The 13,124-nt window shown below is 69.1% G+C and carries 9 protein-coding genes; 8 read left to right on the top strand and 1 reads right to left on the bottom strand.

Annotation, left to right across the window (positions count from 1 at the left end; all coding sequences use genetic code 11):
• The first annotated feature begins 87 nt into the window (after positions 1 to 87).
• The 5 genes from DPV79_RS10425 (at position 88) to DPV79_RS10405 (ending at position 6,496) form a co-directional block, all read left to right on the top strand.
• Complete coding sequence (locus DPV79_RS10425) at positions 88 to 2,211, top strand: TonB-dependent siderophore receptor (RefSeq protein WP_208866713.1); 2,124 nt, start codon at positions 88 to 90, stop codon at positions 2,209 to 2,211.
• Positions 2,211 to 2,474, top strand: coding sequence for a hypothetical protein (locus DPV79_RS10420; RefSeq protein ID WP_111939324.1), 264 nt, complete (start codon positions 2,211 to 2,213; stop codon positions 2,472 to 2,474). Before DPV79_RS10425 ends, DPV79_RS10420 begins: the two co-directional genes overlap by 1 nt.
• Position 2,475: 1 nt before the next feature.
• Positions 2,476 to 3,987: a PepSY-associated TM helix domain-containing protein gene (locus DPV79_RS10415; RefSeq protein WP_113045357.1), complete on the top strand. Its 1,512-nt coding sequence runs from the start codon at positions 2,476 to 2,478 to the stop codon at positions 3,985 to 3,987.
• A gap of 22 nt (positions 3,988 to 4,009) precedes the next feature.
• Positions 4,010 to 5,254 carry an MFS transporter gene (locus DPV79_RS10410; RefSeq protein WP_027789646.1) on the top strand — a complete coding sequence of 415 codons (1,245 nt, stop codon included), beginning with the start codon at positions 4,010 to 4,012 and terminating at the stop codon, positions 5,252 to 5,254.
• 168 nt (positions 5,255 to 5,422) lie between these two features.
• Entirely contained in the window at positions 5,423 to 6,496 is a 1,074-nt protein-coding gene (locus DPV79_RS10405; RefSeq protein ID WP_113045356.1) for a helix-turn-helix transcriptional regulator, read from the top strand.
• A gap of 15 nt (positions 6,497 to 6,511) precedes the next feature.
• Here DPV79_RS10405 and DPV79_RS10400 read toward each other — a convergent pair whose 3' ends face one another.
• Positions 6,512 to 7,696, bottom strand: a complete 1,185-nt coding sequence (locus tag DPV79_RS10400) for an alpha/beta fold hydrolase (RefSeq protein WP_165843499.1) — start codon at positions 7,694 to 7,696, stop codon at positions 6,512 to 6,514.
• A 350-nt stretch (positions 7,697 to 8,046) separates the two neighbouring features.
• Here DPV79_RS10400 and DPV79_RS10395 point away from each other — a divergent pair, with 350 nt between their 5' ends.
• From DPV79_RS10395 to DPV79_RS10385, 3 genes are all read left to right on the top strand, one after another.
• On the top strand, positions 8,047 to 9,492 hold the full coding sequence (locus tag DPV79_RS10395) for a serine hydrolase domain-containing protein (RefSeq protein ID WP_113045354.1): 1,446 nt from the start codon (positions 8,047 to 8,049) through the stop codon (positions 9,490 to 9,492).
• A gap of 189 nt (positions 9,493 to 9,681) precedes the next feature.
• On the top strand, positions 9,682 to 11,157 hold the full coding sequence (locus DPV79_RS10390) for a M81 family metallopeptidase (RefSeq protein WP_113045353.1): 1,476 nt from the start codon (positions 9,682 to 9,684) through the stop codon (positions 11,155 to 11,157).
• Positions 11,158 to 11,301: 144 nt separating this feature from the next.
• Positions 11,302 to 12,624, top strand: coding sequence for an MFS transporter (locus tag DPV79_RS10385; RefSeq protein WP_133295633.1), 1,323 nt, complete (start codon positions 11,302 to 11,304; stop codon positions 12,622 to 12,624).
• Positions 12,625 to 13,124: the final 500 nt, after the last annotated feature.

The following is a 13,124-nucleotide window of genomic DNA, read 5'->3' as shown; positions in this document are numbered from 1 at the left end:
GTGCTGGAACCTGGGCGATCGATGACGAAGGGCGCGCGCGTCGCCCGTTTGGGGCGAGGGCGCTGGCGCCCGTCGCTGTATCTCGGCCTGCTGATCGCCGCGCATCCGGCGGCGGCGTTCGCCGATGCGGCGCCGGCGGCCGGCGCGGAAGTCCGGAAGGAGGAAACGACCGCCGTGAAGCCTGCCGCGGGCGAGCTGAAGGCGATTTCCGTGACCGCGTCGCGCGGCGTGGCCGACGATCCGGCCGTGGCGACGGTCGGCAAGATGCCGCTGGCGTTGCGGGAGATTCCGCAGTCGGTCAGCGTGACGACGCGCGAACGGATCGACCAGCAGAACCTGTATTCGCTCGACGAGGTGATGCAGCAATCGGCGGGCGTGACCGTGCAGCCGTACGTGCTGCTCACCACCGCGTATTTCGTGCGCGGCTTCAAGGTCGATTCGTTCGAATTCGACGGCGTGCCGGTGGTGATCGGCGACATGGCGAGCGCGCCGCAGGACATCTCCGTGTACGAACGCGTGGAGATCCTGCGCGGCGCGAACGGCCTGCTGCACGGCTCGGGCAACCCGGCCGCGACGGTCAACCTCGTGCGCAAGCGGCCGCAGTACCAGTTCTCCGCGAACGCGAGCGTGAGCGTCGGCAGCTGGGACCGCTACCGCGCGGAAGCCGACATCGGCGGCCCGCTCAATGCGGCCGGCACCGTGCGCAGCCGGCTCGTCGCCGCATACGAGGATCGTCATTTCTTCTACGACCATGCGAAACAGGACACGCGCTCGATCTACGGCATCACGGAAGTCGACGTGACGCGCGACACGCTGCTCACGTTCGGCGCGCAGTACCAGACGACGCGCTCGGTGCCCGACATGTCCGGCGTGCCGATGGCGCGCGACGGGTCGAGCCTCGGCCTGTCGCGCTCGACGTTCCTCGACACGGCGTGGGGCCACTTCGACTGGGACACGACGCGCGCGTTCGCGTCGATCGAGCAGAAGCTCGGTGCCGGCTGGAAAGCGAAGGTCAGCGGCGAATACCAGAGCGTGCGTTCCGACCTGAAATACGCGGGCTCGTACGGCGCGATCGATCCGTCGACCGGTGCGGGCGGCGCACTGACGGGCGGCGCGTACCGGTTCAGCAGCTACAGCCGCAGCATCGATGCGAACGTGCAGGGGCCGGTGCATGCGTTCGGGCTGACGCACGACCTGCTGTTCGGCGTGACCTACGCGAACAGCAGCAGCGGGCAGATGTCGGCGCAGCTGCTCGGCAACGTGGCCGGCACGCCGGTGAACGTCTACCGCTGGAACCCGAGCAGCGTGCCCGAGCCGGGCGTCGGCCCGTACCAGCAGTCGCAGCAGAACGACGTGTCGCAGAAGGGCGTGTACGGCCTCGGCCGCATCAAGCTCGCGGAACCCGTCACGCTCGTGCTCGGCGGCCGGATGAGCTGGTGGAACCAGGACAGCCTCGGCGCGCACTACAACACCGGCCACCAGTTCACGCCGTACGGCGGGCTGATCTGGGATTTCGCGCGCGACTGGTCGTGGTACGCGAGCTATGCGGAAGTGTTTCAGCCGCAAACCAAGTCGATGTGGGGCGGCGGCATCCTGACGCCGGTGAAGGGGCGCACCTACGAGACGGGCGTGAAGGGCGAACTGGCGGGCGGCAAGCTGAACGTGTCGCTCGCGGCGTTCCGCATCGATCTCGACAACAATCCGCAGGTCGATCTCGCGCATCCGTGCGCGGGGCCGAACTGCTACTACGTGAACGGCGGCAGCGTGCGCAGCCAGGGCTTCGAGTTCGAGGCGAACGGCCGCATCACGCCGTGGTGGAGCGTGTGGGCCAGCTATACGTACGACACGATGCGCTATGCGGACAACCTCGCGAACGCGGGCACGTTCGCGCCGCTGCTGAACCCGCGCCACCTGTTCCGGCTGTGGACCAACTACGACCTGCCGTGGCAGGAACGGCGCTGGAGCATCGGCGGCGGCGTGCAGGTGCAGAGCAATTACTCGGCGCAGGCGAACGGCGTCACGATGAGCCAGGGCGGCTACGCGCTCGCCAGCGTGCGGCTCGGCTATCGCTACGACAAGCACTGGAGCGCGGCTGTCAACGTCAACAACCTGTTCGACCGCAAGTACTACCTGAGCCTGAGCCAGCCGGGCTGGAACAACCGCTACGGGGAACCGCGCAACGTGATGCTGACCGTGCGCGGGCAGTTCTGATGGCGGGCGGCTGGGGGACGCGGGCGGCGCTCGCGATCGCAGGCGTGCTGCCGGGCGCGGTCGCGCTGGCGGTCACGCTGGCCCGTCATTACCCGGCCGACGGCCTGAACCGGCTCTACGCGGCGGTGCTGCTGTCGCTGGCCGCGGGTGTCGCCGCGCTGCTGTGGGTGCTCGTCGCGCCCGGGCGGCGGCAGGCCGCGTGGCGCGCCTGCCTGTGGCTCGTGGTGCTCGTGCCGTGCGCGATGTTCTGGGGAGGGCGCTGACATGGACGCTTCATCGCGTTCGCGCTGGCGCGCGCTGCATCGCGGCGCCGGTGCGCTGTTCGGCGTGGTGCTGTTCGTCGTGCTGTTCAGCGGCACGTGGAGTCTCGCGACCGATTCGATGCAGGGCTGGTGGCGGCCGCCGCCGGTCGCCGTCGCGCGGCCGGCGCTGCCGCTCGATGCGCTCGTCGCGCGCGCGGCGGCGCTCGGCGTGCCGTTGCGCGATGCGCGCATCGTGCTGCCGCAACCGGACGATCCGGCGATCCGTTTCTGCGACGCGCGCCAGGCCTGCACGCTGGCGCTCGACCCGGCGACGGGCGAGCGGCTGGCCGACGGCGGACGCGCGGCGTTGCTCGTCACGCTGCACAAGACGCTGTTCGCGGGCTTTCCCGGGCGGATCTTCGTCAGCCTGTGGGGGATCGTGCTGCTCGTGCTCGTCGTCGCGGGCCTGGTCGTGCATCACCGGCGCTGGCCCGCCGCGGCGCGCATCCGGCGCGGCAGCGGGCTGCGCGCCGCGCTGTTCGACCTGCACGCGTGGATCGGCCTGTGGGGCTCGCCGTGGCTCGTGCTGTTCGCGTTCACCGGCGCGTTGTCGGGGCTGGGCGCGCTCGGCACGGTGTCGCTTGCGGGCGTCGCGTATCCGGGGCAACCGCAGCGCGCGTTCGCCGAGCTGCTCGGCGGGCCGCCGCCGACTGCCGCCGGCGGCGCGTGGCAACGCGCGCCCGATCTCGAGGCGCTGCTGCGGCGCGATGCGGCGCGCACGCCGGATTTCCGGCGCGAAGCCGTCGTGTTGCATCGGTGGGGCGACGTGAACGCGCGTGTCGAGATTGCCGGGACGACCGCCGGCCTGCCGAGCACGGCGGTGTTCGAGCGCCACCTGTATCGCGCGGTGGACGGGCAATGGCTCGCGGACGCCACGTCGCGCGGCCGAGGCTTCTGGTTGCGCGCGTTCATCGCGGTGCAGCCGCTGCATTTCGCGCAATACGGCTGGGTCGGTGCGATGGGCGGCGTGCTGCGCGTGCTGCATTTCCTGATGGGACTCGGGGCGTGCGCACTCTGCGCGACCGGGCTGCATCTGTGGATCGAGCGGCGGCGGGCGCAGCACGACCGCTCGGCGAACGTGCTGGCCGCGGTCGCCGTCGGCACCTGCGGCGGGCTGGTGCTCGCCGGCGGCGTCCTGCTGCTCGCGGGGCGTGCGTTGCCCGCCGGCGTGCATGTCGACCATGTGCTCGCGATGCTGTTCTGGGCCGTGTGGGGCGGTGCACTCGCGCTCGCGGCCTGCGTGGCCGATCGCGCGGCCTGGCTGCGCACGCTGATGCGTGCGGCCGGCGCCGCTTACGGGCTGGCAGGGGCGACGCACTGCGCGATCGCGCTGCTCGGCGCGGGCGAACCCGTGTACTGGCCGATCGACGCGGCCCTCGTCGCGTTCGGCGCATTGCTGCTGCGTGCCGCGCGCCGTCCGCGCCGCGATGCGATGCAGCCCGCGCGCGTGCCGGCCGGTGCCGAACCTTTTTAATTTCATGCAACTGGAGACTTCGATGCGCGATCTGCTCGAACATCGCCGCCTGGTCATCACGATCACGCTGCTTTACCTGTCACAGGGAATCCCGATCGGCATCGCGATGGATGCGATGCCGACCCTGCTGCGCCACGACGGCGCACCGCTTCATGCACTGGCGTTCCTGCCGCTCGTCGGTTTGCCGTGGGTCGTGAAGTTCCTGTGGGCGCCTGTCGTCGACAACCGCTGGTCGCCGCGCATCGGCCGGCGGCGCAGCTGGATGCTGCCGATGCAGACGCTCGTGGTGCTCTGCCTCGGCAGCCTCGCGCAGATCGGGATGACCGTCGCGACGGCCGGATGGGCGGTCGGCCTGCTGGCCGTCGCGTCGCTTGCGAGCGCGACCCAGGACATCGCGAACGACGGGATGGCCGCCGAGCACTTCAGCGGCGACACGCTCGCGAAGATCAACGCGATCCAGATCGCGGGCGTGATGATCGGCTTTTTCGGCGGCGGCGCCGGCACGTTGACGCTGATCGGCCTGTTCGGCCAGCGGGCCGCGTTTCTCGCGCTGGCGGCCGTGCCGCTCGCGAGCCTGGTTTGCGTGCTGTGGGTGTTGCCGCGCGATGCGGATCGTGCGCGCGCGAAGCCCGAGCATGATGCGAGCCTCGTACGTTTCGCGAAGCGGCCGCGCTCGTGGTCGCTGCTGTCGCTTGCGCTGCTGTCGGCGATGACGGCCGTATCGGGCTTCGGCCTGTCGAAGCTGTTCCTCAACGACGCGGGCTGGACGCTCGACGCGATCGGCAAGCTCGGCATGGCCGGCGGCATCGTGACGGTCGTGCTCGGTTGCGGCGGCGGTGCGTGGCTCGTGAGGCGGCTCGGGTTGTGGCGCGCGTTTACGGCCGGCGTGAGCTGTGCGGGCGCGGCCGCGCTGCTGTGGTTCGCGCAGGCGGGCGGGTGGCTGCCGGTGTCGCCGTCGTGGGCATGGCTGTGCACGGTACTCGGTTCGCTGGCGACCGGGATCACGTCGGTGTCGATCATGACGGCCGGCATGCGCTTCGCGGGCGGCAGCGACCAGGCCGGCACCGACGTGACGGCCGTGCAGAGCACGCGCGATCTCGGCGAGCTGATCGCGTCGTCGACGATTCTGTCGCTCACCGCGAAGGTCGGTTATACGGGCGGGTTTCTCACGGGCGCCGCGCTGGCGGTGCTCGCGGCGCTGATCGCGATGCGGCTGAAGCGGCGCGAGTCGGCGTATGCGGTGAAGGGGGATGATGCGCTGGCGTGACGCCGCGAGCGCGGGGCGATGCCCGGTGTGCGCGTGACCGGGGGCACCGGTCAGGGGTAAACACATCTTTTGCACGGCGTTTTCGGCTTGATATAAAGAGGCCTTGTCTCGATCGCGAGAAGCCCGCGCCGCGTGCGGACGCGGGCAGGCCACCGGAGCCCTGCGCCGATGTTGCAGAACCTGTATTCGCCGTACCTCGACTACGATTCGCTGAGCCGCGACCTGGCCGTGCCGCCGGGCAACCTTTCCGTGCCCGATTTCCCGTCCGCGACGGTCCGGCAGATCGGCAACGGGCACCACTATCGCGTCGAATACGCGAACGCGTATGCGAACGGGCATACCGAGTTCCATGCGCAGTCGCCAGCCTTCTGGATGACCGACGTGGATGTCAGTTTCGAGGGCGTCGTGCGGCGGCGCACGCGCGGCGAGAACGCGTTGCGCATCCGCATCGGTCGAAGCGGGTCGGCATCGTATTCGGTGGCCGGGCGCGAGGTCAATCTCGACGGCCCGACGATGGTGCTGGTCGCGGAACCCGACGGCATGCCGTCGGGCGACGTGATCGAGCGCGGCCATCATCAGGTGACGGGCATCTACATGCATCGCAGCATGCTGGGCGCGCTCTACGCCGGCGCCGAGGATGCGTTGCCTGCGCCGCTGCGCCATTTCGTCGAAGGCACGCTGCGCGAATCGTTCATCCATGCGACGCCGATCCCGCCGGCGCTGGTCGAGTGCCTGCGCGACATCGGCAATTGCCCGCTCGACGGCCGCAGCCGCTCGATCTATCTGCATGCCCGCAGCCTCGAGATCGTCGCCCGCGCGGTCGATTCCGTATCCGAAGGCATGCGCCACGCCGACACCGACGCGCTTAACGGCAGCGTGAGCCGCATGACGCGGCGCGCGGTGTCGAAAGCGCAGGTCGTATTGCAGGAGCACTTCGTTTCGCCGCCATCGCTAGACGTGCTGTCTCAGCAGGTCGGCCTGAGCCGCAGCAGCCTGTGCGCGGGGTTTCGCGCGCTGCTCGGCAAGAGCGTGCACGAGTATGCGCACGAACTGCGCATGCAGCAGGCGCTGCGGTTGCTGAGCGAGCCGGGTGTGCCGGTCACGGACGTCGCCTACGCGGTGGGCTACAACCATCCGAGCAGCTTCTCCGTCGCGATCCAGAAGCGTTTCGGCATGTCGCCGCGCGCACTGCGCGCGCGCAGCGGGGTGCCGGGAGCCGGTCGCGCGACGGGCGACGATTGAGCGTCGCGGTACCCGTCAGTCCGCGTACGCGCGCACGCGCTCGCGCAGCATGCGCGTCACGACCTCAACCACGAACGCCGGCGATTCGTATGGGAAGTTGTGCCCGTCGCCGGCCGGCGCATGGATCAGCTCGCTTTGCGACGACGTTGCGAGGTAGCGCTGGCGGAATGCGGTCATCAGCGTGAGGTGGCGTTCGAAGCCGGCTGCGTCCACGCCCATTCTCCGGTACAGCTTGCGTGCGTCCGTCTCCTGCGCGGGCCGCATTTCCGACGCATCGCGCGGCGTGACGACGAATACCGGCAGGTCGCCCAGCTCGCCGTCGTGAACCAGCATGTCGAAACCGGCGCGCGCACCGCCTGCGACACTCAGCTCGGCAAGGCTCGACGCGGCGCTGAAGCCGGCGCGCGCATGCATCTCGATGCGCTCGACACCCATCTCGATCGCATCGGCAAGCCGCTTCTGCACGAGATCGAGCAACCGCCTGAGTGCCGGCTGCCGACGCCCCAGCACGCTGACGAGATCGATGTGGATGCCGAACAGGTGCAGAAGCCCGACGAGATAACCGGCGACGATCATCGCGGTGGGGCGCATGCCGCGCGGCGCGTAGTTGAAGAAGTCGGGATGCGTCGCATCGAGCAGCACGGCGCCGCACACGAGATGCGGATAACGGCGCGCGAGGTTCGCGACGAGCAGGCCGCCGAACGAATGTCCGACGAACACGAACGGCCCGCGTTCGCCCGCACGCGCCAGCGCCTCCACGACTTCCTCCACTTCCAGCGCGGTCGAACGCGGATACGGGCCGGCATCGCTCCAGCCGCTTCCGGGCCGGTCGATCAGGATCGAACGCGTCTCGCCGCGCAACGCCAGATGCAGGTGATGAAGGACGAGGCCGCCCATATGCGCGCCCGGCATCCAGACGACCGGCGGAAAGCCGCCTGCATGCCCTTCCGCGAGTATGTGGATGCGGTGGCCGTTCACCTCCACGCATCTTCCCGGCGGCGGGCAGGCCGCGCGCACGCGGGCGAGAAACGCGAGGTGGTAGAGCGAGCCGGCCGCGAGCATGATGGCCGTGCCGAGCAGCGTGTAGCCCGTCGGATAGTGACCGGCGTGGACGAGGCCGCTGCCCGCAAGCGCGATCGCAAACGCGATGGGCAGGCCAGCCCAGTCTCGGCTCAGGAAGGTCGGAAGCCATGTGCGCATTGGAATTCCCTGGTTCGGCATGTCGAGAGGGGCGGCCGCGCGCGTCGCATGACAGGCGACGCGCGGGCGTGCCCGCGGATTCCGTACGATAGCGGACGCGGTGCCGGCCTGCTTTCGCTTCCCGCCGCGGGATTGTCGCGCGCGTCCGCGCCGGTTTTGCGCGCCGCGGGCATCGGCCGAGAACGGCAGGTGCGATGGCGGACACGATAACGGCAGACGCGCGCAAAAGCATCCCGGCCGATCGCGAAAGGTTGCCCGGCGAAACGCCACTACATTGACGGCATGCGTTCACGCCGCCGGTTTCGCTCCGGCGCGCGGCAACGCCTACTTTCTCATCATGGAGTGCGGTCATGCAAATCCTGAAGGACCAGCTCGGCGACCTGCTGTCGAAGGCGGTGGACGGCGCGGCAACGGCCGGTTATGTCGCTGGCGTCTGGCACCGTGGCGAACAGATCGAACTGGCGCGCGGTATCGCGAACCTGAACACCGGCGCGCCGATGACTGTCGATACACGCTTCCAGATCGGTTCGATCACCAAGGTGCTGACGACGCACCTGCTGATGCGCCATGTCGAAGCCGGCCGGATCGGTCTCGACGATCCCGTCGTCAAGCATCTGCCGTCGTTCACGCTGGCCGAGCCGGCGCACGCGGAGCGCATCCGCGTGCGCCACCTGCTCAATCACACGAACGGCATCGACGCCGATTCCTTCAGCCCGACGACCGATTTCGGCCCGGATGCGACACGCGGATATGTGGCGCGCCTGTCCGGCTTCGGCACACTGTTCGAGCCTGGTGAGACGATCCACTACTCGAATCCGGGCTTCGTCGTAGCCGCGCGGCTGATCGAGGTGCTGTCCGGCAAGCCGTACAACCAGGTACTCGAGGAGGAACTGTTCCGCCCGTGCGGGATGAACGCGTCGTGCACGTCGGCCGAGCAGGCGATCCTGCACCATCACGCCGTCGGCGTGTTCGCGAATGCGACGAACGGCGCACTGCAGGCCACGCATGCCTACCTCCTGCCGCCGTCGCTGGCCGGCGCCGGCTCGACGCCCATTTCGACGGTAAAGGACATGCTGGCCTACGGGCACATGCACCTGGCGGGCGGCGTGGTCGATGGCAAGCAGATACTCGCGCCGGAGACGATCGCCGCGATGCAGGCGGTGACATTCGACGCGCAACGGCCCTGCGTTCCCCCGATCTGCCTCGGCTGGTGGAAGGTACCGGTGAGCGGCGTCACGGTGTTCTGGCACGGCGGCACGACCTACGGCACGACGTCGAGTTTCGCGGTGTGCCCGGAACTCGATCTCGTCGTCGTAACCGGCGGAACCGGGCCGGGCGCCAGCGCGTTGCACGACCAGGTATTGCTGACGACGCTCGCGCATCTCGGCCACGACCCTGTGATGCCGTTCGAGCGCGCGACGCCGGGCCGGCCACTGTCGCGTTACGCGGGCGGCTACCGGCACTACCCGATGCGTATCGCGTCGGTCGCGGGGCCGGAGCGGCTGTCGGTCGAGGCGTACTGGACGGAAATGGATGCCGACAGCCGGCGCGCGATACTGTGGCCGAGCAGCGGCGAAGAGGTGGGCAACGGTGAGATCCGTTTCGCATTCGACGGCGCATCGACCTACGTGCTCGACCTCGTGCCGCTGGCCGAGGGACTGTTCGCGCCGCCGGGTACGGCAGATGCGCAGCTGTGCGGCATCAACGGACGGCTCGCGCTCGTGTCGTTCCGTGGCGACGGCGATCGCCCCGACGGCGTCCACACGCGCCTGCGTTATCTGCGCCGCGAGGACTGAGCGGCGCGGGCACGCGTTTTTCGACGTCATTCACGTGCCCGGCTGGTTCCGGTCGCGTGCCAGTTGCTTCGCCATACTGACTTTTATGAAAGCTGCCGGGCAACAGCCCTGACCGGCTGTACCCGGCACGCCCGCGAGCGTGCGGCGCAGCCGCGTCTTTCGATACTTCAACGCCATTCAGGAACGATCATGCGAATCTTCGTCGCCGCGCTTGCGCACGAAACCAATACGTTTTCTCCGATCCCGACCAGCCTGCATTCGTTCGAGGAACGCGCGCTGTACCGGCCGGCGAACGGCAAACCCGACGGGAAGGCGGACGATCTCGTCGGCTACGGCACCTTCGTGCGCGAAGCCCGGGCGCGCGGCCACGAAGTGCGCGCGTCGATTTTCGCGTTCGCCGAGCCCGGCGCGCCGTGCGCGCAGCGCGACTACGAGACGTTGCGCGACGAGATTCTCGGCGACCTGCGGGCCGCGCAGCCGGTCGACATGGTGCTCTATCTGCTGCATGGCGCGCAGATGGCGCAGGGCTATGACGACTGCGAGGGCGACCTGCTCGCGAAGACGCGCGCGCTCGTCGGGCCCGAGGTCGTGATCGGCGCCGAGCTCGACCTGCATGCGAACGTTACGACGGCGATGCTCGACAACTGCGACATCCTGCTCGCCTGCAAGCACTATCCGCACATCGATTTCGACGAGCGTGCGGTCGACCTGATCGATCTTGCCGAACGTACCGTGCGCGGCGAAATCAGGCCGACGATGTACTTCGAACGCGTGCCGATGCTCGGCATGTTCTTCACGACCGAGCCGCGCATGGCGCGCCTCAACCAGGATGCGATGGACCGCGAAGGACGCAACGGCATCCTGTCGGTGTCGCTGATCCACGGTTTTCCGTGGTCCGATTTTCCTGATACCGGCGCGGGCGTGCTGGTGGTGAGCGACGGCGATCACGGCGCCGCGCGTGCGAATGCGCGCGAGCTTGCGCGCGGTTTCGTGGCCGTGCGCGACGAGACGATCGCGCTGCGCCGGCCGATCGAGCGCATCCTCGACGAGATCGCGGTAGCGCCGGTCGAGGCGGCCGGGCGTCCGTTCGTGATTGCGGACACGGCTGACAACCCCGGCGGCGGGGCCGGCTCCGATTCGACGTTCATCCTCGACGCGATCCTGAAGCGCGGGCTGTGCGGCGTGGCGCTCGGCATGATCTGGGACCCCGTCGCTGCGACGTTCGCGCGCGACGCGGGGGTGGGCGCAACGATCCGCGTGCGTCTGGGCGGCAAGACGGGCACGCGGGCCGGCCGCCCGCTCGATGTGGTCGCGACGGTGCTGGCCGTCGACGCCGGGCTTGCGCAGCACGACGATGCGTTCAAGTTTCCGGGCCCCGGCCTCGGGCTCACCGCGCTGCTGGAGATCGACGGCGTGCGTGTGGTGGTCAACTCGGCCCGCCAGCAGACCTACAGCCCGAGCTGCTTCACCGACCTCGGCATCGACCTGCCGCGTTGCAACATCGTTGTCGTGAAGTCGACGCAGCATTTTCAGGCGCTGTTCGGCCCGCTTGCGCGCGCGATCTATTACTGCGACACGCCCGGGTCGCTGAGCCTCGATTTCAACGCGGCCGACTACGCGCACCTGACGCGCCCGATGTGGCCGTTCGACGAAATCGCAGTCTGACTTGCGCACGCCGGCGTGCGGATGCATGGACGATCCCGAAACTTTCCCGGCCGTCCGCGAAAGTCTTGCCGGCGCCGGGCGGCTACCCTCGACAGGCTGGCTGCACGGGCCGGCCACGGAGGTTTTCAATGAAGGAGACGCAGCGTGGGTAGCGGAATAACCGGTCGGTCCCCGTCGTTGTCGCGCGCGTGGTTCGCGCTCGTCGTGCTCGCGCTGGCCGCGATACTCGGCATCACCGACCGTCAGATGCTGACGCTCGCGATCGAGCCGCTCAAGCGCGACCTCCACCTCGACGATACGGGCCTCGGCGTGATCGTCGGCTTTGGCCCGATCCTGTTCAGCGCGCTGGCGTCGCCGCTGCTCGGCTGGCTCGCGGATCGGGTCGACCGGCGCTGGCTGCTCGTCGTCTGCGTGCTGGTGTGGAGCGGGGGAACGGCGCTGTGCGGCCTCGTCACGCACGGCTGGATGCTGTTTCTCTGTACGTTGACGCTCGCGGTGGGCGAGGCGGGCCTCGGGCCGGTCGTCTACAGTTTGCTGCCCGACCTGTTTCCGCCCAGGCTGCGCACGGCCGCGAACACGTTGTTCTTCGCGGTCGCGCTGTTCGGCGCGGGGCTCGGAATCGCGGGCGCCGGCGCGATCTTCCATCTCGCCGCGCCGCTCGCGCAGTCGCTGGCGGTCGCGCCGTGGCGGCTGGCGTTCGTGCTCGTCGCGCTGCCGGGCCTGGCCGTCGCGGGCCTGCTCGCGTGCGTCGGCCATCCGTCGCGCGGCGGCACGCAGGGCGGGCACGCGCACGAAGCGTCGCGCGAAACGCTCGCGCACTACTGGCGGCGCTCGGGCGCGATGCTCACGTGCCTGATCCTCGGCTATGCGATGGCTGCGTTCTACGTGGGCGCGATCCTGGGCTGGGCACCGGTTGCGCTGATTCGCGACTTTCATGTCGATCTCGCGAAATCGGGGCTCTACAGCGGCATCGCGGTGGGCGGCGGCTCGGCGCTCGGCTTGCTGGCGAGCATGCTCATGGTGCGATGCTTGCGCGTGCGCAGCGGGGCGGGATTGCCCGTCGCGGTCGGCAGCGCGATGGCGTTCGTCGCGGCGATCCTGTTGCTCGGGCTGTCGTTTGCGACCAGCGCGACGATGCTGCTCGTTTGCATGACCGGCATCATCGCCGCCTATATCGCGGGCGCGTCGCTGACGCCGACGCTGTTGCAGGACATCGCGCCGCCGCATCTGCGCGGGCGCGTGATCGGCACGTCGTCACTCGTCACTTATATGTTTCAGGCGGTGTCGGTGCCGGCCGTCGGCGCGATATCCGACGCGTTGCACGGCACGCCCGGCGCGCTGCTCAAGGGGATTGCGTGGCTCGGCATGCCGGCGGCGATGTTGAGCATGATCCTGCTTGGTGTCGTGCTGCGCATGTTTCGCGGGCGGTTCGAGCCGCACGGCAACGTGAGCGCACAGGTGCTCTGATTTTCCGATATGTGCGTAGCCTGACCGGCCGCCGCTTTTATCGCACTTCGCGATTCGTGGGCGTTGTGAATCGTGCTTCGAATCGTGTTGCGACTTGAGCACGCAGGTACTCGACTCGTCGATGCGCGCGTAGCCCGGCTGGCTGCAGCGCATTTATCGCGCGTAGCGAGTGCTTTGAATCGCGTTGCGACCTGAACGTGCAGATGCCCCGACTCATCGCTACGCACGCAGCCTGACCGGCTGCCGCGCCTGCCTGGCGCATCGCGCCAGCCCGCCGTTTCTTCCGCGTTCCCGCCATTTCCCGTCCTCGCCGCCGCATGTCGCGACGCGCGTCGGCGCGCGTGCTGAACCGCGTTACGTGGCCCGCCGGTCGCGCACCGGCACGCAGGACGGCAGCCAATGTTTTTCGGCGTTTCGCAAAAGCGCCGGCCAATTTGGATGCTTACCTTGAGCGCATTCGGACGGACGGTTCGCATGCGGGACCGCTTCAGAAGACGAAC

The organism is Burkholderia reimsis (assembly GCF_003294055.1).
Classification (GTDB): Bacteria; Pseudomonadota; Gammaproteobacteria; order Burkholderiales; family Burkholderiaceae; genus Burkholderia; species Burkholderia cepacia.
The sequence above is the reverse complement of the archived record's forward strand: the minus strand, read 5'-3'. Positions and strand labels throughout refer to the sequence as shown.